The following is a 26937-nucleotide window of genomic DNA, read 5'->3' as shown; positions in this document are numbered from 1 at the left end:
ATTACTTCCCCTGCACCTTCGGCTCCGGGCGGCCGGGCTGCTCGCCGCCGCGCTCCTTGATGTACGTCTCGGTCGGGACCATCACCTTGCGCCGGAACACGCAGACGACGGTGCCGTCCTGCTTGTAGCCCTTCGTCTCGACGTAGACGATGCCCCGGTCGCTCTTGGACTTCGACGGCGTCTTGTCGAGGACGGTCGTCTCGCCGTAGATCGTGTCGCCGTGGAAGGTCGGCGCGATGTGCTTGAGCGACTCGACCTCCAGGTTGGCGATGGCCTTCCCGGACACGTCCGGGACCGACATGCCGAGCAGCAGCGAGTAGATGTAGTTGCCGACGACGACGTTCTTGCCGAAGTCGGTCGTCTTCTCGGCGTAGTTGCTGTCCATGTGCAGCGGGTGGTGGTTCATGGTCAGCAGGCAGAAGAGGTGGTCGTCGTACTCCGTGACCGTCTTTCCGGGCCAGTGCTTGTAGACCGCGCCGACCTCGAACTCCTCGTAAGTGCGTCCGAACTGCATGATCAGGCCTCCGGAGCTTCGAACTTCGAGGTGCGCCGCATGCCGGCCGCGCGTCCCTTGCCGGAGATCACCAGCGCCATCTTGCGGCTCGCCTCGTCGATCATCTCGTCACCGAGCATCGCGGAGCCCTTCTTGCCGCCCGCCTCGGAGGTGTAGTAGTCGTACGCGTCCAGGATCAGCTCGGCGTGGTCGAAGTCCTCCTGGGACGGCGAGAAGATCTCGTTCGCGGCGGCGACCTGGTCCGGGTGCAGCACCCACTTGCCGTCGAAGCCGAGGGCGGCGGCCCGCTGCGCGACCGCGCGGTAGCCCTCCTGGTTGCGGATCTGGAGGTAGGGGCCGTCGATGGCCTGGAGGTCGTGCGTACGGGCCGCCATCAGGATGCGCATCAGGATGTAGTGGTAGGCGTCCGCCGGGTAGCCGGGCGGCTGCTCGCCCACGACCAGCGACTTCATGTTGATCGACGCCATGAAGTCGGCCGGGCCGAAGATGATCGTCTCGACGCGCTGCGAGGCGGCCGCGATCGCGTCGACGTTGACCAGGCCCTTGGCGTTCTCGATCTGCGCCTCGATGCCGATCTTGCCGACCTCGAAGCCCATCGTCTTCTCGATCTGCGTCAGCAGCAGGTCCAGCGCCACGACCTGCTGCGCGTCCTGGACCTTCGGCAGCATGATGCAGTCGAGGTTCTGGCCCGCGCCCTCGACCACCGTGACGACATCGCGGTACGTCCACTCGGTGGTCCAGTCGTTGACGCGCACGGCCCTGGTCTTGCCCGTCCAGTCACCCTCGTTGAGGAACTTCACGATGGTGTGCCGGGCCTCGGGCTTGGCGAGCGGCGCGCAGGCGTCCTCCAGGTCCAGGAAGACCTGGTCGGCCGGCAGGCCCTGGGCCTTCTCCAGGAAGCGCGGGTTCGAGCCGGGTACGGCGAGGCAGGAGCGGCGCGGGCGCAGCCGGTTGACGGCAGGCGTGGGCGTGGTCATGCGGAGACCTCCAGAGGGTCGAGCTTGTTCGCTTTCCGGATCTCGTCGACGATACGGCCGATGATCTCCGTGATGCCGAAGTCCTTAGGGGTAAAAACTGCGGCCACTCCGGCAGCCCGCAGTTGCTCGGCGTCCGCCGGGGGGATGATTCCGCCCGCGATCACCGGAATGTCGGCCGCGCCGGCCTCGCGCAGCCGTACGAGAACGTCCGGCACCAGCTCGGCGTGCGAGCCGGACAGGATGGAAAGACCGACGCAGTGCACGTCCTCCGCGAGGGCGGCGCTCACGATCTGCTCGGGCGTCAGCCGGATGCCCTGGTAGACCACCTCGAAGCCCGCGTCGCGGGCCCGTACGGCGATCTGCTCGGCGCCGTTGGAGTGCCCGTCCAGGCCGGGCTTGCCGACCAGCAGCCGCAGCCGCCCCGAGCCGAGGGCCTCGGCCGTACGGGCCACCTTCTCCCGTACGACGGCGAGCGGGGTGCCCGCCTCCGCGGTGACGGCGACCGGAGCGCTGCTCACACCCGTCGGCGCGCGGAACTCGCCGAAGACGTCGCGCAGGGCCCACGACCACTCGCCGGTGGTGACGCCCGCGCGGGCGCACTCGACGGTGGCGGCCATCAGGTTCTCGGTGCCCGCGGCGGCCTTCTTGAGGGCCGCCAGGGCCTCGGAGGCGCGGGCGTCGTCGCGGTTGTCGCGCCACTCGTGGAGCTTGGCGACGACGCGGGCCTCGTTGGCCGGGTCGACCGTCATGATCGCGCCGTCCAGGTCCGCGGTGAGCGGGCTGGGCGCGGTCGACTCGTAGCAGTTGACGCCGACGATCTTCTCCTCGCCCGACTCGATGCGGGCGCGGCGCTCCGCGTGCGAGGAGACGAGCTGCGACTTGAGGTAGCCGGACTCGACGGCGGTCATCGCGCCGCCCATCTCCGCGATGCGGTCCATCTCGGCGAAGGACTCGGCGATCAGCGCCTCCACCTTGGCCTCGATGACGTGCGACCCCGCGAAGATGTCCTCGTACTCCAGCAGGTCGCTCTCCAGCGCGAGCACCTGCTGGATGCGCAGCGACCACTGCTGGTCCCAGGGGCGGGGCAGGCCCAGCGCCTCGTTCCAGGCGGGGAGCTGCACGGCGCGGGCGCGGGCGTCCTTGGAGAGGGTGACGGCCAGCATCTCCAGGACGATGCGCTGGACGTTGTTCTCCGGCTGCGCCTCGGTGAGGCCCAGCGAGTTGACCTGCACGCCGTAGCGGAAGCGGCGCTGCTTCTCGTTCTCGATGCCGTAGCGCTCGCGGGTGACCTTGTCCCAGATGCGGCCGAAGGCGCGCATCTTGCACATCTCCTCGACGAAGCGGACGCCCGCGTTCACGAAGAAGGAGATACGGGCGACCACGTCCCCGAACTTCTCCGGCGGCACCTGTCCGCTGTCCCGTACGGCGTCGAGGACGGCTATCGCCGTGCTCATGGCGTACGCGATCTCCTGGACGGGCGTGGCGCCGGCCTCCTGGAGGTGGTAGCTACAGATGTTGATCGGGTTCCACTTGGGGATGTGGTTCACCGTGTAGGTGATCATGTCCGTCGTCAGGCGCAGGCTGGGCACCGGCGGGAAGACGTGAGTCCCGCGCGACAGGTACTCCTTGACGATGTCGTTCTGCGTCGTCCCCTGGAGCTTGGTGATGTCGGCGCCCTGCTCCTCCGCGACCACCTGATACATCGCCAGCAGCCACATGGCGGTGGCGTTGATGGTCATCGAGGTGTTCATCTGCTCCAGGGGGATGTCCTGGAACAGGCGCCGCATGTCACCGAGATGGGAGACCGGGACCCCGACCCGGCCGACCTCGCCGCGGGCGAGGATGTGGTCGGGGTCGTAGCCGGTCTGCGTCGGAAGGTCGAACGCGACCGACAGGCCGGTCTGGCCCTTGGCGAGGTTGTTGCGGTACAGCTCGTTGGACGCCTCGGCGGTCGAGTGACCGGCGTACGTCCGCATGAGCCAGGGCCGGTCCTTCCGACGCTCGCCCATCAGATGTTCCGGAAGCGGTTGATGGCGTCGATGTGCTGCTCGCGCAGTTCGTGGTTACGGACACCGAGACCCTCGCGCGGTGCCAGTGCCAGCACGCCGACCTTGCCCTGGTGCAGGTTGCGGTGGACGTCGTACGCGGCCTGGCCGGTGTCCTCCAGCGAGTACACCTTCGACAGCGTCGGGTGGATCTTGCCCTTGGAGATGAGGCGGTTGGCCTCCCACGCCTCGCGGTAGTTGGCGAAGTGCGAGCCGATGATGCGCTTCAGCGACATCCACAGGTAGCGGTTGTCGTACTCGTGCATGTAGCCCGAGGTCGAGGCGCAGGTGGTGATCGTGCCGCCCTTGCGGGTGACGTACACGGACGCGCCGAAGGTCTCGCGGCCCGGGTGCTCGAAGACGATGTCGATGTCCTCGCCGCCCGTCAGATCCCGGATGCGCTTGCCGAAGCGCTTCCACTCCTTGGGGTCCTGGGTGTGCTCGTCCTTCCAGAACTTGTAGCCCTCGGCGTTGCGGTCGATGATCGCCTCGGCGCCCATCGAACGGCAGATGTCCGCCTTCTGGTCGCTGGACACGACACAGATCGGGTTGGCGCCGCCGGCCAGCGCGAACTGGGTGGCGTACGAACCGAGTCCGCCGCTCGCGCCCCAGATCAGCACGTTGTCGCCCTGCTTCATGCCGGCGCCGTTGCGCGAGACGAGCTGGCGGTACGCCGTCGAGTTGACCAGGCCGGGGGCCGCCGCCTCCTCCCAGCTGAGGTGGTCGGGCTTGGGCATCAGCTGGTTGGACTTGACGAGTGCGATCTCCGCCAGGCCGCCGAAGTTGGTCTCGAAGCCCCAGATGCGCTGCTCGGGGTCGAGCATCGTGTCGTTGTGGCCGTCGGAGGACTCCAGCTCGACGGACAGGCAGTGCGCGACGACCTCGTCGCCGGGCTTCCAGGCGTTCACGCCGGGGCCGGTGCGCAGGACGACGCCCGCGAGGTCGGAGCCGATGACGTGGTACGGGAGGTCGTGGCGCTTGCTGAGGTCGCTGAGCTTGCCGTACCGCTCCAGGAAGCCGAAGGTCGAGACCGGCTCGAAGATCGAGGTCCAGACGGAGTTGTAGTTGACCGAGCTGGCCATGACCGCGACCAGGGCCTCGCCCGGCCCGAGCTCGGGCACCGGCACGTCCTCGACGTGGAGGGACTTGCGGGGGTCCTTGTCCCGGCTGGCGACGCCGGCGAACATCTCGGCCTCGTCCTTGTGCACGGTCACCGCGCGGTACGACTCGGGGATGGACAGGGCCGCGATGTCTGCGGCGGTGCTGTCCTGCGACTGGATCGCGTCCAGGATTTCCTTCACGGGGTGCCTCCGGCGAAGCGCGTTGTCTGACTACAACGCTTTGAGGGGAACGTCGGGGTGCTGCTGTGGAGGTGTGCCGTCGGTTCGGCGGTGGTGCGGGTGTTCGGCAGCGCGGGTAGCGCGGGAGGTTGCCTGTGACGCAGGCGTCCGGGCGCGCAAACCGTGGTTTGCGGGGACAGCCGGCGTACGAGAGGTCTCTGCACGCCGGCCGCCCGGACAACGACAAGGTATGACACCCCGTGCCACGTGACAAGACACTGAGTGCCAACAATTTCTCTCACTTGTCACCCGCCGTCACATGTGAGCGATGATCGATCGATTTGGATTCATCAGAGCACGCGAAGACGCCGCCCGCCTCCCGGAAATCCGGGGGCGGACGGCGTCTGCGGGGCCGGCGCGAACGCGGCCGTTAGGTCTGCTTGAGCGCCCGTTCGATGGTGCGCATGACCTCGTCCAGCGGAGCGTCCGTACGCGCCACCGCCACCAGTACGTCACCGTTCACCGAGGCGGAGGCCGCCGCCGAGGACTGCTCGTCCGGCTTCCGGCGGTCCTGGCCCGTCGAGCGGCCCGCCCCTATCCCCGTGCCGAAGGTGTCGCGGACGATCGAGAAGGCGTGGTCCAGCTGCGCCTCCACGTCACCCTGGCCGCCCGCCCGCAGCCAGCGCCGCAGGACGTGGTTGTGCGCCGTGACGACGGCCGACGCCGCCACCTCCGCGAGCAGCGGGTCGTCGTTGTCGTCGTGGTGGTCGTGCTCGTCGAAGTGGCCCAGCAGGTAGCGCGTGAACAGCCGCTCGTAGCGGGCCACCGAGGCGATCTCGGCCTCGCGGAGCGTCGGGACCTCGCGGGTGAGCTTGTAGCGGGCCACGGAGACCGCCGGGGACGCCGCGTACATCCGCATGACTTCCTTGATGCCCCGGCAGACCGTGTCCAGCGGGTGCTCGTGCGGGGGCGCGGCGTTCAGGACCGCCTCCGCGCGTACGAGCGTGTCGTCGTGGTCCGGGAAGATCGCCTCTTCCTTGGAACGGAAGTGCCGGAAGAAGGTCCGCCGGGCCACCCCGCCCGCGGCGGCGATCTCGTCGACCGTCGTCGCCTCGTACCCCTTCGTCGCGAACAGCTCCATCGCGGCGGCCGAGAGCTCGCGGCGCATCTTGAGCCGCTGGGCGGCGGCCCGGCTGCCCGCGGCGGTCTCGGGAATGTCGGAGGGGGAGCTCGTACGGGACGGTCGTCGGGGGGAGTCAGCGGGCTGGGACATGCCCCGAACGTACTGCATCCGCGCAGGAGAGCGCGCCTGTGGGTGCGGGCTGCCGTCCGGCTCCAGCAGCCCGCCCCATCCGGTCACACCCTCCTGCTCAGCGCCCGGCATACTCCCGGAAGCCGCGCCCCGTCTTGCGGCCGAGGCAGCCCGCCGCCACCAGGTGTTCGAGCAGCGGCGCGGGGGCCAGGCCCGGGTCGCGGAACTCGCCGTGCAGAACCTTCTGGATGGCGAGGGAGACGTCCAGGCCGACCACGTCGAGGAGCTCGAAGGGGCCCATCGGGTAGCCGCCGCCCAGCTTCATCGCGGCGTCGATGTCGTTCAGCGTCGCGTAGTGCTGCTCGACCATCTTGACCGCGTTGTTCAGGTACGGGAAGAGCAGCGCGTTCACGATGAACCCGGCGCGGTCGCCGCAGTCCACCGGGTGCTTGCGGATCTTCACGCACACCTCGCGGACGGTCGAGTGGACGGCGTCCGAGGTGAGGACCGTACGGACGACCTCGACCAGCTTCATCGCGGGCGCCGGGTTGAAGAAGTGCATCCCGATGACGTCCTGCGGGCGCGAGGTCGCGCGGGCGCAGGCCACGACGGGCAGCGAGGACGTGGTCGTGGCGAGCACGGCGCCCGGCTTGCACACCTTGTCGAGCGTGGCGAAGAGCTCCTGCTTGATCTCCAGGTCCTCCGCGACCGCCTCCACCGCCAGGTCGACGTCGGAGAACGCGTCGAGCGAGCCCGTCGGAGTGACCCGGCCCAGCGTCTCGTCGCGTGCCTCGGCCGTCATCCTGCCCTTGTCGACCGAGCGGGCGAGGGACTTGGCGATACGGGCCTTCGCCTTGTCCGCCTTCTCCTGGCTCCGGGCCGCGAGCACCACGTCGTAACCGGCCTTCGCGAAGACCTCCGCGATGCCGGACGCCATGGTCCCGGACCCGGCGACGCCGACCGACCGCACCGGCCGGCCCGGGGTGGCCGTCGCCGACTCCAGCGGCGTGAGCGCGTCGCGCACCACGGTCTGGCTGCCGGGCGCCTCGTACGTGTAGAAGCCGCGGCCCGACTTGCGGCCGCTGAGGCCGGCCTCGCTGAGCTGCTTCAGGATGGGCGCCGGGGCGTGCAGCCGGTCGTGGGACTCGGCGTACATGGCGTCCAGGACGGTACGGGCCGTGTCGATGCCGATCAGGTCCAGCAGCGCGAGCGGACCCATGGGCAGGCCGCAGCCCAGCCGCATCGCCGCGTCGATGTCCTCGCGGGAGGCGTACTTCGCCTCGTACATCGAAGCGGCCTGGTTGAGGTAGCCGAAGAGCAGGCCGTCGGCGACGAAACCGGGCCGGTCGCCGACCGCGACCGGCTCCTTGCCCAGGTCGCGGGCGAGGGCGGTGACGGCCTCGACGGCCTGCGGCGCGGTGAGCACCGAGGAGACGATCTCGACCAGCTTCATCGCGGGCGCCGGGTTGAAGAAGTGCATACCGAGCACGCGCTCGGGATGCGCGGAGTCGGCCGCGAGCCGGGTCACGGACAGCGCGTTCGTGCCGGTCGCCAGCACCGTGGTGGGCCGCACGACGGCGTCGAGAGCGCGGATGACCTGCTGCTTGGCCTCGTACGACTCGTGCACGACCTCGATCACCAGATCGGCGTCCGCGGCCGCCTGGAGGTCCGAGAAGGTACGGAACCGGGCGAGGGCGTCGCGCCGCTCCTCGTCGGTGATCCGGCCGCGCTCCACCGCACGGGCGGTGGAGGTCTCCAGGGAGGCGACGGCCAGCCGGGCGGCCTCTTCGCTGATGTCGATGCCGATGACTTCACGGCCGGCGCGGGCCAGGACCTCGGCGATGCCGGTGCCCATGGTGCCGAGACCGACCACGGCGACGGTACTGAGAGGGGTGTCCATCACGGGACTCCAGAGAATGAGTGACGACTGAGGGGCACACGCACCGCGCCGGGGTACGCCACGGGGCGTAGGGCGTAAGGAAGTTGCGTGCGGAAGGTGCGCTCGGAGCGCGGGCAGGTCGAGCTGCGGGGCCGACGGCCCCTGTCCCGGGGTCACGTCGTGGAAGAAAACACCGAACCGACAAAACACTCCGGCGGCTGCGTCACCAGGCCGCCATGAGGTGATCATTCAGCGGGGGGTGACCCGCTCGCTTGAGAGTAACCGGCGAGTAACGAGCGCGCCAGACCTGGCGAGATGTGATCTGGGACGCGTGTGCGCTGCATACGCTTGCGGGCATGGACGAGGAGCTGCGGTCGCTCGCCGACCGGGTACGGGACGAGGCACGGTCCGGGCCGGACGGTCCGGCGGCGTACGAGCGGCTGCTGGCCACCGGGGACCGGGAGGAACTGGCGAGGGTCCTCACCGAGACCGAACGCCCCCTGTGGGCCCGTGAGATAGCAGCGTTCCGCCTGGGGTGCGCGGGGGACCGGCGGGCCTTCGAGACGCTGGTGCTGCTCCTCAACCACCGGGACCCGCAGCGGTGCGTATCCGCCGCGTACGCGCTGGCCCGGCTGCGGGATCCCCGGACCGCCCGGGCGGCGGCCGCGCTCGCCACCAACGCACTGCGTACGGCGTACGCACTGCACCCGGTGCGGCTGCTCACCGAGCTCCGGGCGCCCGAGACCGTACCGGCGCTGATCACCACCCTGCGCGGCCTCCTAGCCCCGGACAACCCGCACTGGCGCGTGGCGCTCGCCTGTGTCGAGGGCCTGGGCAGGCTGCGGGACCCCCGCGCGCGCCCGGTGCTGGAGGCGGCGCTGGATCACCCCCGCCTGGGCGCGGCCGCCTCCGCCGCCCTCGGCCGGCTCGCCTGACGCGTACGGGGGAGTCCTCGGGGGGTGTGCTCCCGCGCGGGGTAGGCGGTGGAGGAGCCGGACGCCGGGCCCCGGCGCCCGGCTCCCGGCCGCGTCAGCCCCGGAAGCCCAGCAGGCCGTGCAGGGTGCCGCCCCTCGACGGGACCGCCGCCCGCTCGGCCGGCAGCGGCTTCGGGTCCGCCGGCGCGTCGCAGACCGCGTCCGCGTCGCCGCCGGCCGCCCGGCGCGGCACCTCGCCCGTCGCGAGGTAGTGCGCCAAGTGCAGGTCCAGGCAGGCGTTTCCGCTCAGGGTGACGCCGTGGTTGCCGCCGCCCGTCTCGACGACCAGTGCCGAGCGGGACAGCATCCGGTGGAGGGCGACGCCGCCGTCGTACGGCGTGGCCGCGTCTTCCGTCGCCTGGAACAGGAGCGCGGGCGGCAGCTCCTCGTTCGAGACGTCCGGCGGAGTCAGCGACGGGGTCGGCCAGAACGCGCACGGCGCGTTGTACCAGGCGTTGTTCCAGGTCGAGAACGGCGCCTTCTCGTGCACGTCCCAGTTGTCCTCGCGCCACGTGTCCCAGTCGCGCGGCCACGCCGCGTCCCGGCACTGCACCGACGTGTAGACGCTGTACCCGTTGTGCCCGGCGGCGTCCGTCGCGCCGAACTGCTTGTACGCCGCGACCAGCGGGGCCGCGTCCTTCTCGTTCACGTACGACGCAAACGCCTCGGCGAGGTGCGGCCAGTAGCCGTTGAAGTACCCCCCGGGCAGGAACGTGTCCTCCAGCTCGGCCGGGCCCACCTTCCCGCCCGCCGGGCTCCGGCGCACCGCCTCACGCATCGCGTACCACTTCGCCTCGACCTCGGCCGGGTCGCCGCCGAGCCGGTACACCGGGTCGTGCTTCGCCACCCAGGCGGCGAACGCCTTGTGCCGCGCGTCGAAGGCGTGGTCCTGCGCGAGGTTGTTGGCGTACCAGGCACCGGACGGGTCGACGACGCTGTCGAGGACGATCCGCCGCACCCGCCGCGGGTGGAGCTTGGCGTACACGGCGCCGAGGTAGGTGCCGTACGAGTAGCCGAAGTAGCTGATCTGCCGCGCGCCGAGCGCCCGGCGGACGACGTCCAGGTCCCTGGCGGCGCTCACGGTGCCGATGTGCGGCAGCACGGCGCCGTACTTGTCGCCGCACGCCTTCGCGAACGCCCGCGCCCGGTCGAGGCCGGCCCGCTCGTCCCGCTCGTCGCGCGGCACCGAATCCGGCCGCACGGCCGCGAAGTGCCCGGGACGGCAGTCCAGGGCCGGTTCGCTGGCGCCCACGCCGCGCGGGTCGAAGCCGATGACGTCGTACTGCGCCGCCACCTTCCCCGGCAGCGCCGCCGCGACGAAACCGGCCAGCGACCGGCCACTGCCGCCGGGACCGCCCGGATTGACGAGCAGGGGGCCCTGGAAGGTCTTCGCGGTGTGCCGGATGCGCGACAGGGCGAGGGTGATCTTCTCGCCGCGCGGATCCACGTGGTCCAGGGGCACCTCGACCGACGCGCACTGGAGCTTCGGGTAGGTCTTGGTGCCGCAGCCCTTCCACACGAGCGCGGTGCGCCCGGCGTCCGGGCCGGGAGCGGCACCGGCGTCCGCCGAGACGGCGGGCGGTACGGTCGCGACCAGTGCGGCCATCGTCACTCCGGCGGCGATCAGAACTCCTGCGCGTTTCTTCACTTGGCCTCCCGTGCTGCGGGGAACGTGGCTGTGAGTGACACAGCCCCTGCCGCATCGTGCCGGAAGGGAGCCCGGAAAAAGATGATCTGACCGCTTTGTGGCTGTCGTGGCGTCCCGGGCTGCCGGGCGTCAGAGCAGAGTGAGCTGGGTGGGGCCGGAAGCCTCCGGCTCCGTCGCCGTCGCGGGAACGCGCCGGCGCGCGCCAGGCCCCGACGGGCCTATGCCGAACTCGGTCGCCAGCTCGTGCACCTGACGGGTGATCCGCCGCTGGTACCACTTGGGGGCGTACGCCCCCTCGGCGTACAGCCGCTCGTACCGCCGCACGAGGTGGGGATGATGCTTCCCCAGCCACGCCATGAACCATTCGCGCGCTCCCGGCCGCAGATGCAGGACCAGCGGGGTCACCGAGGTCGCGCCCGAGACGGCGATCGCCCGGACGGTGGCGCGCAGCTGGTCGGGGGAGTCCCGAGGAAGGGGATGACTGGTGCCATCAGGACGCCGCAGCCGATGCCGTGGTCCGTGAGCGTGCGTACGACGTCCAGACGGCGCTCGGGGGAGGGTGTGCCCGGCTCGACCGTGCGCCACAGCTCCTGGTCCGTGAAGCCGACGGAGACGGAGATGCCGACCTCGGTCACCTCGGCGGCCTGCACCAGCAGGTCGAGGTCGCGCAGGATCAGCGTCCCCTTGGTCAGGATCGAGAAGGGGTTCGCGCGGTCGCGCAGGGCGGCGATGATGCCGGGCATCAGGCGGTAGCGGCCCTCGGCGCGCTGGTAGCAGTCGACGTTCGTACCCATCGCGATGTGCGCGCCCTGCCAGCGGCTGGACGCGAGCTGACCGCGCAGCAGCTCCGGCGCGTTGATCTTCACGATGATCTGGGAGTCGAAGTCCAGGCCCGTGTCCAGATCCAGATAGGTGTGGGTCTTGCGGGCGAAACAGTAGACGCATGCGTGCGTGCAGCCCCGGTACGGATTGACCGTCCATTCGAACGGCATGCGTGAGGCGCCCGGCACCCGGTTCATGATCGAGCGGGCGCGTACCTCGTGGAAGGTGATCCCCCGGAATTCCGGGGTGTCGAAGGTACGGGTGGTCACCGCGTCCGTTCCGAAGAGCGCGGCCTCCCCGGTGGTGGTGGGGTTTTCGGCCAGATTGTTCCAGCGCATGTGCGCCTCCTCGGTAGCACTGACCACAGAATAGAACACATGTTCCCCTTCTGTGGTGCAACCCCGATTTTGGGCGGCCGCGTGGGAGGTGGTTGGGTAAGCCGCACCCTTGAAAACCGAAGTGCTGGAGGAACAGGCATGGCGCAGGTCGAGGCCACCACGGAGCGGATCATCGCGGCGGATGCGGAGACGGTGTTCGACACGCTGGCCGACTACAGCGGCGCGCGCGAGAAGCTCCTGCCCGAGCACTTCTCCGAGTACGAGGTGCGCGAGGGCGGCGACGGCGAGGGCACCCTCGTCCACTGGAAGCTCCAGGCCACCAGCAAGCGCGTCCGCGACTGCCTACTCGAGGTGACCGAACCGACCGACGGGCAGCTCGTCGAGAAGGACCGCAACTCGTCCATGGTCACCACCTGGACCGTCACCCCGGCCGGCGAGGGCAAATCGAAGGCCGTCGTCAGCACCGTGTGGAACGGCGCGGGCGGCATCGGGGGCTTCTTCGAGAGGACGTTCGCGCCCAAGGGGCTGGGCCGGATCTACGACGCCCTGCTCGCCAACCTCGCCGCACACGTGGAGAAGTAGGCCACCCGGCAGTCGTCACCGGTTCGAGTGGTCTTCCCGGCGCGCCGGTAGTGCGCCGCAGGGGCTCCCACCGGGGGTGAAGCCGCCCGCGTACGCCTCCTGCCCCGATCGCCCCGCTTGCTCCCTGTTGTCGCGCAATGCGAGAAAAGGGCGGCGCAGTGCGACGAGGGGAGCGGTACGTGGGCGGGATCACTCTGGTGAAGGCGGACGCGGCGGGCGGCGCCGTCGAGCCGTCGGCGCCCCCACCGCGACTCCCCGACCCGGCGGACGCCGGGACCCGGCCCCTCAGTCCGGGGCGGGTCCGGCTGGTGTTCTTCGGGCTGATGCTCGCGCTGCTCCTCGCGGCGCTGGAGCAGATGATCGTCGCCACCGCCCTCCCGAAGATCGTCGGTGAACTCCAGGGCCTGGACCGGATGTCGTGGGCCATCACCGCCTATCTGCTCACCGCCACGATCGGCCTGCCCGTCTACGGGAAACTGGGTGACCTGTTCGGCCGCAAAGGTGTCTTCCAGTTCGCGATCGCCGTCTTCGTCGTCGGCTCGGCGCTGGCCGGCTGGTCGCGCACCATGGACCAGCTCATCGCCTTCCGCGCCCTTCAGGGCGTCGGCGCCGGCGGCCTCATGATCGGCGTCCAGGCGATCATCGCCGACATCGTGCCGCCCCGGGACCGGGGCCGCTTCATGGGCCTCATCGGCGCCGTGTTCGGCCTCGCGTCGGTGGCCGGACCGCTGCTCGGCGGCTTCTTCACCGACCACGCGTCCTGGCGCTGGTGCTTCTACATCAACGTCCCGTTCGGCCTGGTCACCATGGCCGTCATCGCCGTCGCACTGAAGCTCCCCAAGCCCCGCGTACGGCCGAGGCTCGACGTACTGGGCGCGTTGCTGCTCGCGGCCGCCTCCACCTGCCTGGTGCTGCTGACCAGTTGGGGCGGTACGCAGTACGCCTGGGACTCGCGCGTCGTCCTCGGCCTCGCGGCCGGAGCCGCCGGAACGACTCTGCTGTTCGTCGTCGTCGAGCACTGCGCGTCCGAACCGCTCATGCCGATGCGGCTGTTCCGCGACTCCGTCTTCACCGTCACCGGCCTCGTCGGCGCGGTCGTCGGCATCGCGCTCTTCGGCGCCGCCGGCTACCTGCCGACGTTCCTCCAGATGCTCGGCGGTGCCAGCGCCACCGAGTCCGGGCTGCTGATGCTGCCGATGATGGGCGGTGTGGTCGTCGCCTCGATCGTGTCCGGCCAGCTCATCAGCCGCACCGGCCGCTACCGCGTCTACCCGGTCGCCGGCAGCGCGTGCTCGGTGCTCGGCATGTGGCTGCTGTCCCGGCTGGAGGCCGACACCTCGCGGCTGCACTACAGCATCTGGATGGCCGTACTCGGCATCGGCATCGGGCTCGTCCTGCCGGTGCTCATCCTCGCCGTCCAGAACTCCGTTCCCCCGGCCGACCTGGGCACCGCCACGAGCGCCCACAACTACTTCCGGCAGGTCGGCGGCAGCGTGGGCGCCGCCGTCTTCGGCACCCTCTTCGCCCACCGGCTCGACGACGAGCTGGCCGAGCGGCTGCCCGGGGACGTCGGCCTGCCCGATCCGGCGGCCATCACCCCGCAGCTCGTGCACGCGATGGAGCCCGCTCTGCGCGACGCCTACATCGACGCGTACGCCGAGGCCATGCCGCGGATCTTCCTCTACCTCGTGCCGGTGCTCGTTCTCGGCCTGCTCATCGCCTGCTTCCTCAAGGAGAAACCGCTGGTGTCCCACAACGCCCCCGCAGCCGAGTCCTCCACCGTCCCGGCGGCCCGCACCGCCGCCCCCTACCTGGCGGGCGTTCCCGTCTGCGGAACCGTCCAGCACCACGACGGCAGCGTCGTACCGCGCGCGGCCCTCACCCTCATCGACGTATCGGGGCGGCAGGTCGGGCGCGGCGCGAGCGGCGAGGACGGGCGGTACGCGCTGAGCGTGGCCGGGTCCGGGTCGTACGTGATGATCGCGGCGGCCGGCGGGCACCAGCCGCAGGCCGTCACCGTGACCGTGGGGGAACGGCCCGTCGAGCTCGATGTGGTGCTCGGCGGCGCGGGCCGCCTCGCCGGGACCGTGCACACGGCGGACGGGACACCGGTACGGGACGCCGCCGTGACGCTCACCGACGTACGGGGAGAGGTCGTCGCGTCGACCCGCAGCGGGCGCGAGGGCGGGTACGTCATCACCGAGCTGGTCGCGGGGGAGTACACCCTGGCCGGGAGCGCGCCCGCGTTCCGTCCCGCCGCGCTTCCGGTGAGCGTGCAGGCGTCGCGGGAGACCCGCCAGGACATCGAGCTGGCGGGCGGCGCGGTGCTGCGCGGCACCGTACGGGCGACCGGCGGACGGCCCGTCGAGGACGCCCGGGTGACGCTGCTGGACGCCGGGGGCAACGTGGTGGACACGCTGACCACCGGCCCCGACGGCACGTTCCGCTTCGTCGACCTCTCCTCCGGCGAGTACACGGTGATCGCCGCGGGTTATCCGCCGGTCGCCACCGTGCTCCAGGTCGCGGGCGGCGGCCGTACCGAACGCGACCTGCAACTCGGCCACGAGGACTGAGGGCACCCACCGGCGGGGCACCCCCCACCGACCCGGCCCCCACCGACCGGGCACCCACGACGGGTGTCCCGCGGATTTCGGCCGCGGCGGCCGGTCGTGGGCCGTTCGGAGTGACGTGGCGGGTTCGCGGTCCGCTGCGGGCGCGCTGAGCAGGGCCGGTCCGGTGCCGGGTCCTACGCTGGGCCCGGCCCCGGTGCGGGGCACGCCGGTGGACCCCAGGGAGCAACGATGCCGGAGCAGGGCCGGGAGCCGGCCGACGCGCAGCGCGAGCACTGGCAGCGGACGTACGCCGGCCATCCCCGAATGTACGGCGAGGCTCCCTCGGCCGCCGCCGTCCACGCCGCCGCGGTGTTCCGCGTGGCGGGCGCCGAGGACGTACTGGAGCTGGGGGCGGGGCACGGTCGCGACGCCCTGTACTTCGCCGGCTGCGGCTTCGCGGTCCGCGCCGTGGACTTCAGCTCGGCCGGTCTTGATCAACTGGTCGAACGCGCAGCGGAGTTGGGGCTCGGCTCCTCGGTGAGTGTCCTGGTCCACGACGTGCGCCGCCCGCTGCCGCTGCCCGACCGATCCGTGGACGCGGTCTTCGCCCACCTGCTGATGTGCATGGCGCTGTCGACGCCCGAGATCCGTCAACTGGCGGACGAGGTACGGCGGGTACTGCGCCCCGGAGGCACGTTCGTCTACACGGTCCGGCACACCGGTGACGCCCACTACGGGGCGGGCACGGCCCACGGGGACGACATCTTCGAGCACGGCGGGTTCGCGGTGCACTTCTTCGACCGCGCCCTCGTCGACGCGCTGGCCGAGGGGTGGGAGCTGCGTGAGGTCCACGCCTTCGAGGAGGGCGACCTGCCGCGCCGCCTGTGGCGGATCACCCAGACACTGCCGGGCGGCGCCGCCCCGGGAGCGGGAGGAGGGTGAGCGGTGGAGCGCACGGGAGTCGTGGGAACCGGGCCTCGCGTGGCGCCGGCAGACCTGGCCGGGGCGTGCGGCTGCGCGTAACGTGATGCCGCATGAAGATCCTGATCAGCGCGGACATGGAGGGCGCGACCGGCGTCACCTGGCCGGCCGACGTACTGGCGGGGACTCCGCAGTGGGAGCGCTGCCGGTCCCTGTTCACGTCGGACGTCAACGCGGCCGTCCTCGGTTTCTTCGACGGGGGCGCCGACGAGGTGCTCATCAACGAGGCGCACTGGACCATGCGCAATCTTTTCCTGGAGCAGCTCGACGAGCGCGCCCAGATGCTCACAGGGCGGCACAAATCCCTCAGCATGGTCGAAGGTGTGCAGCACGGGGACGTGGACGGCATCGCGTTCGTCGGCTACCACACCGGCGCCGGCACCGAGGGCGTCCTGGCGCACACGTACCTGGCCAACTCCATCACCGGGGTGTGGGTGAACGGCGAGCGGGCCAGTGAGGGGCTGCTCAACTCCCACGTCGTCGCGGAGTACGGCGTGCCCGTGGTCCTTGTCACCGGCGACGACCTGACCTGCGAGGACGCGAAGGGGTACGCTCCCGGGGCGCGTAAGGTCGCGGTCAAGGACTACGTCTCCCGGTACGCCGCGGTGTGCCGCACCCCGGCCCGTACCGCGGCGGACATCAGGGCCGCCGCCAAGGAGGCGACGGCTCTGGCCGTGCGCCACGAGCCGGTGCGCGGCGGCTCGTTCACCGTGGAGCTGGAATTCGACGCGGAGCACCTTTCGGGTGTCGCCACCGTGGTACCGGGGGTGGAGGCGACCGCAGAACGGCGTGTCGCGTACACCAGCGCGACGATGTATGAGGGCATTCGTACTTTCAAGGCCGTTACGACGATCGTCTCGGCCGCGGTGGAGGAGCAGTATGGCTGACAAGCAGCCGATCGACGGGAGACCGGCCGACGGGGCCACGATCGACGCGCTCGCGCTCGACGAGGTGGTGGCATTCACGTCCGATCTCATCCGGATCGACACCACCAACCGCGGCGGCGGGGACTGCCGCGAGCGCCCGGCCGCCGAGTACGTCGCCGAGCGGCTGGCGGACGCCGGCCTGGCGCCGCTCCTGCTCGAACGCACCCCCGGACGGACCAACGTCGTCGCCAGGATCGCCGGCACCGACCCGTCCGCCGACGCGCTGCTGGTCCACGGTCACCTGGACGTCGTACCCGCCGAGCCCGCCGACTGGAGCGTGCACCCCTTCTCCGGCGAGGTCCGCGACGGCGTGGTCTGGGGCCGGGGCGCGATCGACATGAAGAACATGGACGCGATGGTCCTCGCCGTCGTACGGGCCTGGGCACGCACCGGCACCCGGCCGCGCCGCGACATCGTGCTCGCCTTCACCGCCGACGAGGAGGCCAGCGCCGTCGACGGCTCGGGCTTCCTCGCCGCCGAACACCCCGAGCTCTTCGAAGGCTGCACGGAGGGCATCAGCGAGTCCGGGGCCTACACCTTCCACGCCGGTCCGGGCATGGAGATCTACCCGATCGCGGCCGGCGAGCGGGGCACCGGCTGGCTCAAGCTCACCGGGGTCGGCACGGCCGGCCACGGCTCCAAGGTCAACCGGGACAACGCGGTCAGCAGGCTGGCCGCCGCCATCGCCCGGATCGGCGCGTACGAGTGGCCGGTGCGGCTCACGCCGACCGTCCGGGCCAGCCTCACCGAACTCGCCGCCCTGCACCAGCTCGACGCACCGGACTTCGAGTCGCCCGACTTCGACGTGGACGCGCTGCTCAACAAGCTGGGGCCCGCCGCCGCGCTGGTCGAGGCGACCGTACGGGGCAGCGCCAACCCGACGATGCTGGATGCCGGTTACAAGGTCAACGTCATCCCGGGGCGGGCGACCGCCTACGTCGACGGACGGTTCCTGCCGGGTGGCGAGGACGAGTTCCGCCGGACCCTGGACCTGCTCACCGGGGACGGAGTGGACTGGGAGTTCCACCACCGGGAGACCGCCCTGGAGGCGCCGACCGACTCGCCGACGTACGCGAAACTGCGTGCGGCGGTGCAGCACTTCGCACCGGGCGGGCACGTCGTGCCGTACTGCATGTCGGGCGGTACCGACGCCAAGCAGTTCTCGCGGCTCGGCATCACGGGCTACGGCTTCTCACCGCTGAAGCTGCCCGTTGACTTCGACTACCAGGCGCTGTTCCACGGCGTCGACGAACGTGTACCGGTCGAGGCCCTCCACTTCGGCGTGCGCGTGCTCGATCATTACCTGAAGACCGCCTAGCAGGGACAAGCAGGGGGAGTTGGACGGCATGGTGCCCACTGGACCGTACGGAAGCTGGCCGTCGCCGATCGGTGCCGGGCTCGCCGCCTCGCACGACGGGCACCCCGAGTACGTCGGCGTGGTCGGCGACGAGGTGTGGTGGACGGCGCCGCGCCCCACCGAGGGCGGCCGGCGCGCCCTGGTACGCCGACGGGCGGACGGCGGCGAGGAATCGGTTCTGCCCGCTCCCTGGAACGTACGCAGCAGAGTCATCGAGTACGGCGGGCAGCCCTGGGCCGGGGCGCAGCGCGCGGCGGGCGGGCCGCTCGTCGTCTTCGTCCACTTCCCGGATCAGCGGCTCTACGCGTACGAACCCGACGTCCCCGGCGCCGAACCGCGCCCCCTCACCCCCGTCTCGGCGGTCGGCGGCGGCCTGCGCTGGGCCGACCCGCAGCTGCGGATGGACCGGGGCGCGGCGGGCGAGGTGTGGTGCGTGCTGGAGGAGTTCACGGGGGAGGGCCCCAGCGACGTGCGGCGCGTCGTGGTGGCCGTACCGCTCGACGGATCGGCCGCCGGGGACCGGGCGGCCGTACGGGAACTCTCCGACGGCGCGCACCGGTTCGTCACCGGGCCCCGCGTCTCCCCGGACGGGAGCCGGGCGGCCTGGATCGCCTGGGACCATCCCCGGATGCCCTGGGACGGCACGGAAGTGATCCTCGCGGACGTCGCCGGGGACGGCACCTTCCAGGGGGCCCGGCGCCTGGTCGGCGGGCCCGACGAATCGGTCGCGCAGGTCGACTGGACCGCCGGCGGGCAACTGCTCTTCTCCAGCGACCGCAGCGGCTGGTGGAACCTCTACCGCGCGGACCCGGACGGGGGCACCGTGGCGCTCTGCTCCCGCGAGGAGGAGTTCGGCGGGCCGCTCTGGAAGATCGGCCTGCGGTGGTTCCACCCGCTGGACAACGGCCTGGTCGCCGTCATCCACGGCAGCGGCACCACCGCGCTCGGCATCCTCGACCCGGAGAGCTGCGAGGTCGTCGACTCAGCGGGCCCCTGGACCGAATGGTCGCCCACCCTCGCCGTGCACGGCAGCCGGGTCGTCGGCGTCGCCGCCAGCCCGCGCAGCGCGTACGAGGTGATGGAACTCGACACCTGTACCGGGCACACGCGGGTCATCGGGTCCGCGCACGACGACCCGGTCGACCCGTCCTTCTACCCCGAGCCGCAGATCCGCGTCTTCACCGGTCCCGACGGCCGCGAGACGCACGCCCACATCTACCCGCCGCACCACCCCGGCCGCGTCGCACCCGCCGACGAACTGCCGCCGTACGTCGTGTGGGCGCACGGCGGGCCCACCGGCCGCGCCCCGCTCGTACTCGACCTGGAGATCGCCTACTTCACCTCGCGCGGCATCGGCGTCGCCGAGGTCAACTACGGCGGATCCGCCGGGTACGGGCGCGACTACCGCAACCGGCTGCGCGAGCAGTGGGGCGTCGTGGACGTCGAGGACTGCGCCGCCGTCGCCGTCGCCCTCGCCGCGGAGGGCACGGCCGACCCGCGGCGGCTGGCGATCCGGGGCGGCAGCGCGGGCGGCTGGACCGCCGCCGCCTCCCTCACCAGCACCGGCGTGTACGCGTGCGGCACCGTCCTCTACCCGATCCTCGACCTGACGGCCTGGGCGACGGGCGGCACCCACGACTTCGAGTCGCGGTACCTGGAGAGCCTGGTCGGACCGCTCGCGGCCTACCCCGACCGCTACCGCGGACGCTCTCCCGTGCACCGGGCCGACCGGATCACCGCGCCCTTCGTGCTGCTCCAGGGGCTCGACGACGTGATCTGCCCGCCCGCGCAGTGCGAGCGCTTGCTGGAGCGCCTGGCGGGGCGCGGCATCCCGCACGCGTACCTCACCTTCGAGGGCGAGGGGCACGGCTTCCGCAGGGCCGACACGCTGGCCCGCGCGCTGGAGGCCGAACTCGCCCTTTACGTCCAGACCTTCGGCATCGACCGCGGTGACGTACCGCGACTGGAGCTCGGCACATGACCCTCGCGCCGCTGACCCGGCCCGCACGGCTGAGGCCGGGGGCGCGGGTCGCCGTCGTGGCCCCGAGCGGACCCGTCCCCGGCGAGCGGCTCGAAGCGGGGCTCGACATCCTGCGGGGCTGGGGCCTCGACCCCGTGGTGGGCCCGCATGTGCCGGGCGCGCACCGGGAGCTCCGGTATCTCGCCGACGCGGACGGGGCGCGGGCCCGGGACCTGGAGGATGCCTGGTGCGACCCGTCCGTGGACGCGGTGATCTGCGCGCGGGGCGGTTACGGCGTCCAGCGCATGGTGGACCTGCTCGACTGGGCGGCGATGCGCGCGGCCGGCCCCAAGGTCTTCGTCGGCTACAGCGACATCACGGCGCTGCACGAAGCCTTCGCCGTACGGCTGGGACTCGCCACCCTGCACGGTCCGATGGCCGCCACCACGGCCTTCCTCAAGGACGCCCGCACCCAGGAGTCGCTGCGGGCCACCCTCTTCGACCCCGAGTCGGTGATGACGCTGGGGCTGGAGACGGCCGGGGTCCTCGTCCCCGGCCGGGCGCGCGGCATCACGCTCGGCGGCTGCGTCAGCCTGCTCGCCGCCGACCTGGGCACACCGCGTGCGCGGCCCGGTGCGCGGGGCGGCCTGCTGCTCGTCGAGGACATCGGCGAGGAGGCGTACCGCCTCGACCGGATCCTCACCCAGCTGCTGCGCTCCGGTTGGCTGGACGGCGTGGCGGGCATCGCCCTCGGCTCCTGGGAGGACTGCGGCCCGTACGAGGAGGAGGTGCGGCCGCTGCTGTACGACCGGCTGGGGGCCCTGGGCGTGCCGGTCGTCGAGGAGCTGGGCTTCGGGCACTGCGCCACCGCCCTGACGGTGCCGCTGGGCGTGCCCGCCGTACTCGACACGGACACCCGCACGCTCACGCTCGACGTGCCGGCGCTGCGCTGAGCCCCGGAGCTGGGGAGCGGGGGAGCGGGGGAGCGGGGCCGGGCGGTCGGCGGGCGCGGTCAGGTCCCCCGGTAGGCCCCCGTCGCCCCGTCGATGAGCTCGCGGACGATGTCCATGTGGCCCGCGTGCCGCGCGGTGTCCTCCAGCATGTGGATGAGCACCCAGCGCAGCGACACCGTGTTGCCCGACCACGACGTGCCCGCGGTGTCGAGGTCCAGCTCGGCCACGGCCCGGTCGGCTGCCGCGCGGGCCCGCCCGTAGAACGCCACGATGTTCGCGGTGGACTCGTCGTCGGTCACGGTCATGTCCTCGTACGGATCGAACCACAGCGGCTCGCTCTCGCGCCCGAACGTCGTGCAGAACCATCCGTACTCGACGGTCGCCAGATGCTTCACCAGGCCGAGCAGGTTCGTCCCGGACGGGGTCATGGGCCGGCGCAGCTGCTCGTCGTCGAGACCGTCGAGCTTCCACAGCACCGCATCACGGTGCCGGTCCAGGCTGACCTGGAGGCTTTCCTTCTCGCCGCCGGTGTAAGGCACCTGCTTCGTCGTCATGTCCCGGAACGTAACAGCCGGGTCTGACATCGCGTCCCGCCCGCCGCTCCGGGAAGGCGGCCGGAACAGCCCCAAGGGCGTGGCCCTGCCGGCCACGGCGGGCATCGGCGCCCTGGGCGGCGGCTGCTTCCCGGGACGGCGCAGACAGGGCCCGGCAGCTGACCGAAGTAGCCTGACCGCATGTCCGAGAGCGCCGCCCTCCTCGCCGAGGGCCCCCGTGTGGCCCTGCGGCACTTCAGCCTCGCCGACGCCGACGAGTTCACCGAACAAGTACGGGAGAGCAAGAGCCTGCACCACCCGTGGCTCTTCCCGCCGGACCGGCCCACGGCGTACGCCGCGTACGCGGGTACGCTCATCGACGACCCGACGCGGGTCGGTTACCTGGTGTGCGAGCGCTCCGGCGGCGGCATCGCGGGCTTCATCAACATCAACAACATCGTCGGCGGCAACTTCCTGTGCGGCTCCCTCGGCTACGGGGCGTTCGCGCACGCGGCGGGCCGCGGTCTGATGAGCGAGGGCCTCGGCCTGGTCCTGGACCAGGCGTTCGGCCCTCTGGGCCTGCACCGCCTGGAGGCCAACATCCAGCCCGCGAACAAGGCGTCCATCGCGCTCGTCCGCAGGGCCGGTTTCCGGCTGGAGGGTTACTCGCCGGACTTCATCCACGTCGACGGTGCCTGGCGCGACCACGAACGATGGGCGATCACCACGGAAATGCGCGGCTGACGTCCGGCTGCCCGCCGGATCAGGACCCCTGGTCAGCGGGGCGTCCGCCGTGTTCCGATGGGCGTCGGGCGCCGGCGGACGGTGGCCCGTACGAGGGAGTGAGGCTGCCTTGGCCACGACTGTGCGACGTGCCGTACTGACCCTGCCCGCCGCCCCTTTGGGCCCGGAGAACCCTCTTCCGGGGCTCCGGCCACTCGACGAGCAGCACGTCGTCGACGAGCGCTCGCGCACGGGTCTCCCGCGCGACATGGCCCGGCAGATCGGCTACGAGCCGCTGCGCACGCTGCTGCCCGTGCGCGTCCTGGACGGATACGGACGTGAGCGTACGCCGACGGACCTCGACGCGATCGTCATCGAGAACGACCACCTGCGAGCCACCGTGCTGCCGGGGCTCGGCGGGCGCGTGCACTCGCTGTTCCACAAGCCGGCGGGCCGCGAACTCCTCTACCGCAACCCGGTCCTCCAGCCCGCCGACTTTGCGCTCAACGGCGCGTGGTTCTCCGGCGGACTGGAGTGGAACATCGGCGCCACCGGACACACGACACTGTCCTGCGCCCCGCTGCACGCCGCGATCGTCCCCGCCCCCGACGGCGGCGACATGGTCAGGCTGTGGGAGTGGGAGAGGCTGCGCGACCTGCCCTTCCAGGTGGACCTGTGGCTGCCGGCCGACTCGGAGTTCCTGTACGTCGGCGTACGGATACGCAACCCGCACGAGCGGACCGTCCCCACCTACTGGTGGTCCAACATCGCCGTACCCGAGGACGAGGGGACGCGGGTCCTCGCCCCGGCGGACGAGGCCTGGCACTTCGGCTACGCACGCAGTCTGCGGCGGGTGCCGGTACCGGACGCCCACGGCGACGGCGTCGACCGTACGTACCCGCTGCGCGGCGACCACCCCGCCGACTACTTCTACGAAGTGCCCCGCGACGCCCGCAAGTGGATCGCCTCGCTCGACGCCGGCGGGCAGGGGCTCGTCCAGACCTCCACCGACCGGCTGAGCGGGCGCAAGCTGTTCCTGTGGGGCGCGGGGCGCGGCGGGCGGCGCTGGCAGCGGTGGCTGACCGAGCCGGGGACGCCCGGTTACGCCGAGATCCAGGCCGGACTCGCCCGTACGCAGCTCGAACACGTACCGCTGGAGGCCGGGGCCGAGTTCAGCTGGCTGGAGGCGTACGGCCCGCTGGCCGCCGACCCTCGCGCGGTGCACGGAGAGGACTGGCCGACGGCGCGCGCGCAGGCCGGGGCGCGGCTGGAGGAGGCGCTGCCGCGGGCGCGGGTGGACGCGGCGTACGAGGCGTGGCGGCCGTACGCCGATCACGAGCCCGGACAGTCGCTCGCGGCCGGCTCCGGGTGGGGCGCGCTGGAGGTTCTGCGTGGCGGGCTCAAGCTCCCGGGCACGCCCTTCGACGAGGCGACGCTCGGGGAACAGCAGCGGCCCTGGCGGGAGTTGCTGCGCAGCGGTACGTTCCCGGACCGGGCGGGCGGGGCGCCGACGCCGCCCGGACCCTCCCTGGTCGCGCAGCACTGGCGGGACATGCTGGAGACGGCTCCGGCCGAGCCCCTCACCGAGTACCACCTGGGGGTCGCCCAGTGGCACGCGGGCGATGTGGCGCAGGCGGTGCGCAGCTGGGAGCGGGGCCTCAAGATCACCCGGTCCCGCTGGCCGCTGCTGCGCTGCCTCGCCGTCGCCGACCTCGACGCGGGCAACGCCGGGCGCGCCGCCGATCATTACGCCGAGGCGTTCGAAGACCTCTGCCGGGAGCGGGGCGACGGCGAGGAGTGGGCGGCGGCGACGGCCGCGTTGGGGCGCGAGGCGATCGGCGCGCTGCTCGCGGTGGGCCGGGCGGACGCGGCGCGCGCGGTGTGGGAGGGGCTGCCGCCGGAGGTCCGGGCGAGCGGCCGCTTCCGGCTCGCCGAGGCGCAACTCCTGGCCGCCGAGGGCGACAAGGAGGGCGCCCGCGCCCTCTTCGGCGCCGGGTTCGAGGTGCCGGACCTGCGGGAGGGCGCGGAGGTGCTGGGCGAGGTGTGGGCGTCGGTCAGCGACGAGCCGCTGCCCGACGCGTACGACTACCGGATGCGGCCGCCGGCCGTGGAGTAGTTCAGACGGTGGCGGGGCGCCGGTCGACGTACTCGAAAACCGAGCCGTCCGGGTGGGCGGCGATCAGGTTGCGGCCGGCCGGGGTCGGGACCGGGCCCGCGATGATGCGGGCCCCGGCCCCGGCCAGGGCCGCGCCTGCCTCGTCGACGTCGTTGACGGCGATGGTCGCGGAGACCTTGCGCAGCACTTCGAGCTCGGACTCGGGGCCGCTCATCAGGAGGAAGCAGCCGACCGCGGCGACGGAGACCCCGCCGCGTTCGAAGCGCAGGGCGCGGCTTCCGGTGAGGCGTTCGTAGAAGGCCGCCGTGGCCTCCAGGTCGTCGACGCAGATGCGCAGCGTGGTTCCCAGGATCTCCATGCGCACCAGGGTAGTTGGTCCCCCTGCGCGTCGCCGGGGTACGCCGACGGCTCCCGCCGGGCGGAGGGGGGCGCCCGCGTCAGGCGCGGCACAGCACCTCTCCGTGCGGCACCATGAACCACGCGTCCTCCCGCTGTCCCCACTCCCGCCACGCCCCCGCGATCGCCGCCAGCTCGTCGCGGGTCGCGTGGCCGCCGGACACCGCCAGTTCGGTGTACACCGATGCCGTCGTACGGTCCGCCCACAGGCCGCTCCACCACTCCCGTTCGCCCGGAGTAGCGAAACACCACGCCGACGCCGACGCCCGCACATCGGTGAAACCGGCCCGGCGCGCCCACGACAGGAGCCTGCGGCCCGCATCCGGTTCGCCGCCGTTCGCGCGCGCGACCCGGCCGTACAACTGCTGCCACTCCGCCATGAGCGGCACCTCCGGGAACCACGTCATCGCGGCGTAGTCGCTGTCGCGCGCCGCCACGACACCGCCGGGACGGCAGACGCGCCGCATCTCCCGCAGCGCTCCCACCGGGTCACCGACGTGCTGGAGCACCTGATGCGCGTGGACGACGTCGAAGGAGTCGTCGGCGAAGTCCAGCGCGTGGACGTCGGCCACCGCGAACTCCACGTTCTCCAGCCCGCGTTCAGCCGCCGCCTCGCGCGCCCGCCCGAGTACGTCCTCGTCCGCGTCGACGGCCGTCACCCGGCCGGGCGCGACGAGCGCGGCCAGGTCGGCCGTGATGGTGCCGGGGCCGCAGCCCACGTCCAGCACGCGCAGCCCCGGGCGCAGCTCGTCCAAGAGGTACGCCGCCGAGTTGGCGGCCGTACGCCAGCTGTGCGAGCGCAGCACCGACTCGTGGTGCCCATGGGTGTAGACGGCGGTCTCCTCGGGCATGGCCGTACTCCTTCTCCTCAAGTGTCCGCTCGTGAAGCGGTACGCCGTACGCTACGCCGCCATGCCGGAATGTGAGACGTAAATCTCGCGATGTGGGACATCGAAACACGTGGCGGTGCGCATGCCGGCGCGCGTGCGGGTGCGACGGCCGGGTACGCGGGAACGTGCGGCCGGAGGAGGGGGAGCGCCGGCCGGGTCAGGTCCCCAGTACCTGCGGCAGCACCTTGGTGCGGTAGAAGTCGAAGAACCCGCGCTGGTCCGGGCCGATCTGGTTCACGTACGCCCGGTCGAACCCGGCCTCGGCGTACGCCATCGGCGCGCGCACGTGCGCGTCGGTGTCGTCCCCGCACACCACGTCCGAGGCGACCATGTCCTCGGTGACGAGGGAGGACGCCTGCTCGAAGTGACGCGGCGTGGGCAGGACCTGACCCAGCTCACCGGGCAACTGAGCGCTCGGCCAAAGCCGGTGGACCGTGCGCACCGCCTCGTCGCGGTCCGGACCGTAGCAGACCTTCGTCCCGCCGCTGACCGGCTTGCCGGCCCCACCGCCGTCGCGGAAACGGGTCACCGGCCCGGCGTCGGGGGCCATGGTGATGAGCCCGTCGCCGATACGCGACGCGAGCGACAGCGCCTTGGCGCCGAACGCCGAGATGTCGATGGGGACATGCTCGTCCGGGACGGTGTAGAGCCGGGCGTTCTCCACCGTGTAGTGCTTGCCCTCGTGGCTGACCTCGTTGCCGTCGAAGAGACTGCGGATCAGCTGCACGGCCTCCTCCAGCATCTCCAGCCGCACCCGCGCGCCCGGCCACGCCCCGCCCAGGATGTGCTCGTTGAGCGCCTCACCGCTGCCCACGCCCAGCCGGAACCGGCCCTCACCGAGCTGGACGGCCGCCGTGGCCGCCGCCTGGGCGACCACCGCCGGGTGCATCCGTACGGTCGGACAGGTCACGGCGGTCTGCACGGGCAGCGAGACCGCCTCGGACAGGGCGCCGATCACCGACCAGACGAAGGGGCTCTGGCCCTGTTCCTCGTTCCACGGGTGGTAGTGGTCGGAGATCCACAGCGCCTGGAACCCGGCCTGCTCGGCCATGCGCGCCTGTTCGACGAGGTCGGCGGGGCCGAACTCCTCGGTGGACAGGAAGTATCCGAACTCGGTCATGAGGGGTGCCTCCCGGGCGAGCGGTTGCTGTACGCCGGGTAACCAGCGCGTACGCCGGGAAACTCGCGCCGCCGGGTTTGGCCCCTGGGGACAGGGGCACCGGGAAGGTCCACCGCAAC

21 protein-coding genes and 1 pseudogene are annotated in these 26937 nt (G+C 71.8%); 10 read left to right on the top strand and 12 right to left on the bottom strand.

The features are described 5' to 3' along the window. Position 1 precedes the first annotated feature (1 nt). The 6 genes from AS594_RS06850 to AS594_RS06825 all read right to left on the bottom strand — a co-directional run bounded on the left by AS594_RS06850 (position 2) and on the right by AS594_RS06825 (position 7968). On the bottom strand, positions 2–514 hold the full coding sequence (locus tag AS594_RS06850; RefSeq protein ID WP_069926177.1) for a MaoC family dehydratase: 513 nt from the start codon (positions 512–514) through the stop codon (positions 2–4). 2 nt (positions 515–516) lie between these two features. Further along, positions 517–1491, bottom strand: coding sequence for an HpcH/HpaI aldolase/citrate lyase family protein (locus AS594_RS06845; protein ID WP_069926176.1), 975 nt, complete (start codon positions 1489–1491; stop codon positions 517–519). Then, entirely contained in the window at positions 1488–3500 is a 2013-nt protein-coding gene (locus AS594_RS06840) for a protein meaA (protein ID WP_069926175.1), read from the bottom strand. Before AS594_RS06840 ends, AS594_RS06845 begins: the two co-directional genes overlap by 4 nt. Beyond that, positions 3500–4837: a crotonyl-CoA carboxylase/reductase gene (gene ccrA / locus AS594_RS06835; protein ID WP_069926174.1), complete on the bottom strand. Its 1338-nt coding sequence runs from the start codon at positions 4835–4837 to the stop codon at positions 3500–3502. Before ccrA ends, AS594_RS06840 begins: the two co-directional genes overlap by 1 nt. A 409-nt stretch (positions 4838–5246) precedes the next feature. Next, the gene (locus AS594_RS06830; protein ID WP_069933969.1) at positions 5247–6107 is read right to left on the bottom strand and encodes a TetR family transcriptional regulator; all 861 of its coding nucleotides are present in this window, start codon (positions 6105–6107) and stop codon (positions 5247–5249) included. A 79-nt stretch (positions 6108–6186) separates the two neighbouring features. Then, positions 6187–7968, bottom strand: coding sequence for a 3-hydroxyacyl-CoA dehydrogenase family protein (locus tag AS594_RS06825; RefSeq protein ID WP_069926173.1), 1782 nt, complete (start codon positions 7966–7968; stop codon positions 6187–6189). Positions 7969–8303: 335 nt separating this feature from the next. On the opposite strand from AS594_RS06825, the gene AS594_RS06820 reads away from it, so the two are divergent. Then, positions 8304–8882: an adenylosuccinate lyase gene (locus tag AS594_RS06820; RefSeq protein WP_069926172.1), complete on the top strand. Its 579-nt coding sequence runs from the start codon at positions 8304–8306 to the stop codon at positions 8880–8882. Between the two features lie 94 nt (positions 8883–8976). Here the strand turns inward: AS594_RS06820 and AS594_RS06815 are convergent, their stop codons facing one another. Beyond that, complete coding sequence (locus tag AS594_RS06815) at positions 8977–10569, bottom strand: alpha/beta hydrolase (protein WP_069933280.1); 1593 nt, start codon at positions 10567–10569, stop codon at positions 8977–8979. Positions 10570–10698: 129 nt separating this feature from the next. Beyond that, positions 10699–11729: pseudogene (locus AS594_RS06810) on the bottom strand (Rv2578c family radical SAM protein). 138 nt (positions 11730–11867) lie between these two features. On the opposite strand from AS594_RS06810, the gene AS594_RS06805 reads away from it, so the two are divergent. From AS594_RS06805 to AS594_RS06775, 7 genes are all read left to right on the top strand, one after another. Then, positions 11868–12311, top strand: a complete 444-nt coding sequence (locus AS594_RS06805; RefSeq protein ID WP_069926169.1) for an SRPBCC family protein — start codon at positions 11868–11870, stop codon at positions 12309–12311. A gap of 179 nt (positions 12312–12490) precedes the next feature. Next, entirely contained in the window at positions 12491–14884 is a 2394-nt protein-coding gene (locus AS594_RS06800; protein WP_069926168.1) for an MFS transporter, read from the top strand. Positions 14885–15112: 228 nt separating this feature from the next. Further along, entirely contained in the window at positions 15113–15805 is a 693-nt protein-coding gene (locus tag AS594_RS06795) for a class I SAM-dependent methyltransferase (protein WP_069933281.1), read from the top strand. 92 nt (positions 15806–15897) lie between these two features. Continuing rightward, positions 15898–16731 carry a M55 family metallopeptidase gene (locus tag AS594_RS06790; protein WP_069926167.1) on the top strand — a complete coding sequence of 278 codons (834 nt, stop codon included), beginning with the start codon at positions 15898–15900 and terminating at the stop codon, positions 16729–16731. After that, on the top strand, positions 16724–18088 hold the full coding sequence (locus AS594_RS06785) for a M20/M25/M40 family metallo-hydrolase (protein ID WP_069926166.1): 1365 nt from the start codon (positions 16724–16726) through the stop codon (positions 18086–18088). Before AS594_RS06790 ends, AS594_RS06785 begins: the two co-directional genes overlap by 8 nt. A gap of 28 nt (positions 18089–18116) precedes the next feature. Next, the gene (locus AS594_RS06780; RefSeq protein WP_069934986.1) at positions 18117–20108 is read left to right on the top strand and encodes a prolyl oligopeptidase family serine peptidase; all 1992 of its coding nucleotides are present in this window, start codon (positions 18117–18119) and stop codon (positions 20106–20108) included. After that, positions 20105–21040 carry a S66 peptidase family protein gene (locus AS594_RS06775; RefSeq protein WP_069926164.1) on the top strand — a complete coding sequence of 312 codons (936 nt, stop codon included), beginning with the start codon at positions 20105–20107 and terminating at the stop codon, positions 21038–21040. Before AS594_RS06780 ends, AS594_RS06775 begins: the two co-directional genes overlap by 4 nt. Positions 21041–21099: 59 nt before the next feature. On the opposite strand, the gene AS594_RS06770 is transcribed toward AS594_RS06775, so the two are convergent. Beyond that, positions 21100–21594, bottom strand: coding sequence for a DinB family protein (locus AS594_RS06770; RefSeq protein WP_069926163.1), 495 nt, complete (start codon positions 21592–21594; stop codon positions 21100–21102). A gap of 180 nt (positions 21595–21774) precedes the next feature. On the opposite strand from AS594_RS06770, the gene AS594_RS06765 reads away from it, so the two are divergent. Both AS594_RS06765 and AS594_RS06760 read left to right on the top strand, forming a co-directional pair. Continuing rightward, positions 21775–22317: a GNAT family N-acetyltransferase gene (locus tag AS594_RS06765; protein ID WP_069926162.1), complete on the top strand. Its 543-nt coding sequence runs from the start codon at positions 21775–21777 to the stop codon at positions 22315–22317. Between the two features lie 109 nt (positions 22318–22426). After that, positions 22427–24412 carry a DUF5107 domain-containing protein gene (locus AS594_RS06760; protein WP_069926161.1) on the top strand — a complete coding sequence of 662 codons (1986 nt, stop codon included), beginning with the start codon at positions 22427–22429 and terminating at the stop codon, positions 24410–24412. 1 nt (position 24413) lies between these two features. On the opposite strand, the gene AS594_RS06755 is transcribed toward AS594_RS06760, so the two are convergent. The 3 genes from AS594_RS06755 to AS594_RS06745 all read right to left on the bottom strand — a co-directional run bounded on the left by AS594_RS06755 (position 24414) and on the right by AS594_RS06745 (position 26818). After that, positions 24414–24770 (bottom strand): VOC family protein, encoded by a 357-nt coding sequence (locus tag AS594_RS06755; protein WP_069926160.1) that lies wholly within the window; start codon positions 24768–24770, stop codon positions 24414–24416. Positions 24771–24849: 79 nt separating this feature from the next. Then, positions 24850–25659: a class I SAM-dependent methyltransferase gene (locus AS594_RS06750; RefSeq protein WP_069933282.1), complete on the bottom strand. Its 810-nt coding sequence runs from the start codon at positions 25657–25659 to the stop codon at positions 24850–24852. A gap of 196 nt (positions 25660–25855) precedes the next feature. Then, positions 25856–26818 (bottom strand): TIGR03557 family F420-dependent LLM class oxidoreductase, encoded by a 963-nt coding sequence (locus AS594_RS06745; protein WP_069934985.1) that lies wholly within the window; start codon positions 26816–26818, stop codon positions 25856–25858. Positions 26819–26937 lie beyond the last annotated feature (119 nt).

The organism is Streptomyces agglomeratus, assembly GCF_001746415.1.
In the GTDB taxonomy this organism is placed as follows: Bacteria; Actinomycetota; Actinomycetes; order Streptomycetales; family Streptomycetaceae; genus Streptomyces; species Streptomyces agglomeratus.
This window is presented reverse-complemented; position numbering and strand designations above follow the sequence as displayed.

Excerpts from the sequence above, each read along its gene's own strand:
- AS594_RS06790 (WP_069926167.1), top strand. The coding sequence starts at position 15,898 with ATGAAGATCCTGATCAGCGCGGACATGGAGGGCGCGACCGGCGTCACC.
- AS594_RS06785 (WP_069926166.1), top strand. The coding sequence starts at position 16,724 with ATGGCTGACAAGCAGCCGATCGACGGGAGACCGGCCGACGGGGCCACG.
- AS594_RS06765 (WP_069926162.1), top strand. The coding sequence starts at position 21,775 with ATGTCCGAGAGCGCCGCCCTCCTCGCCGAGGGCCCCCGTGTGGCCCTG.
- AS594_RS06745 (WP_069934985.1), bottom strand. The coding sequence starts at position 26,818 with ATGACCGAGTTCGGATACTTCCTGTCCACCGAGGAGTTCGGCCCCGCC.
- AS594_RS06770 (WP_069926163.1), bottom strand. The coding sequence starts at position 21,594 with ATGACGACGAAGCAGGTGCCTTACACCGGCGGCGAGAAGGAAAGCCTC.
- AS594_RS06845 (WP_069926176.1), bottom strand. The coding sequence starts at position 1,491 with ATGACCACGCCCACGCCTGCCGTCAACCGGCTGCGCCCGCGCCGCTCC.
- AS594_RS06750 (WP_069933282.1), bottom strand. The coding sequence starts at position 25,659 with ATGCCCGAGGAGACCGCCGTCTACACCCATGGGCACCACGAGTCGGTG.
- AS594_RS06775 (WP_069926164.1), top strand. The coding sequence starts at position 20,105 with ATGACCCTCGCGCCGCTGACCCGGCCCGCACGGCTGAGGCCGGGGGCG.
- AS594_RS06755 (WP_069926160.1), bottom strand. The coding sequence starts at position 24,770 with ATGGAGATCCTGGGAACCACGCTGCGCATCTGCGTCGACGACCTGGAG.
- AS594_RS06825 (WP_069926173.1), bottom strand. The coding sequence starts at position 7,968 with ATGGACACCCCTCTCAGTACCGTCGCCGTGGTCGGTCTCGGCACCATG.
- AS594_RS06780 (WP_069934986.1), top strand. The coding sequence starts at position 18,117 with ATGGTGCCCACTGGACCGTACGGAAGCTGGCCGTCGCCGATCGGTGCC.
- AS594_RS06805 (WP_069926169.1), top strand. The coding sequence starts at position 11,868 with ATGGCGCAGGTCGAGGCCACCACGGAGCGGATCATCGCGGCGGATGCG.
- AS594_RS06820 (WP_069926172.1), top strand. The coding sequence starts at position 8,304 with ATGGACGAGGAGCTGCGGTCGCTCGCCGACCGGGTACGGGACGAGGCA.
- AS594_RS06795 (WP_069933281.1), top strand. The coding sequence starts at position 15,113 with ATGCCGGAGCAGGGCCGGGAGCCGGCCGACGCGCAGCGCGAGCACTGG.
- AS594_RS06840 (WP_069926175.1), bottom strand. The coding sequence starts at position 3,500 with ATGGGCGAGCGTCGGAAGGACCGGCCCTGGCTCATGCGGACGTACGCC.
- AS594_RS06850 (WP_069926177.1), bottom strand. The coding sequence starts at position 514 with ATGCAGTTCGGACGCACTTACGAGGAGTTCGAGGTCGGCGCGGTCTAC.
- AS594_RS06830 (WP_069933969.1), bottom strand. The coding sequence starts at position 6,107 with ATGCAGTACGTTCGGGGCATGTCCCAGCCCGCTGACTCCCCCCGACGA.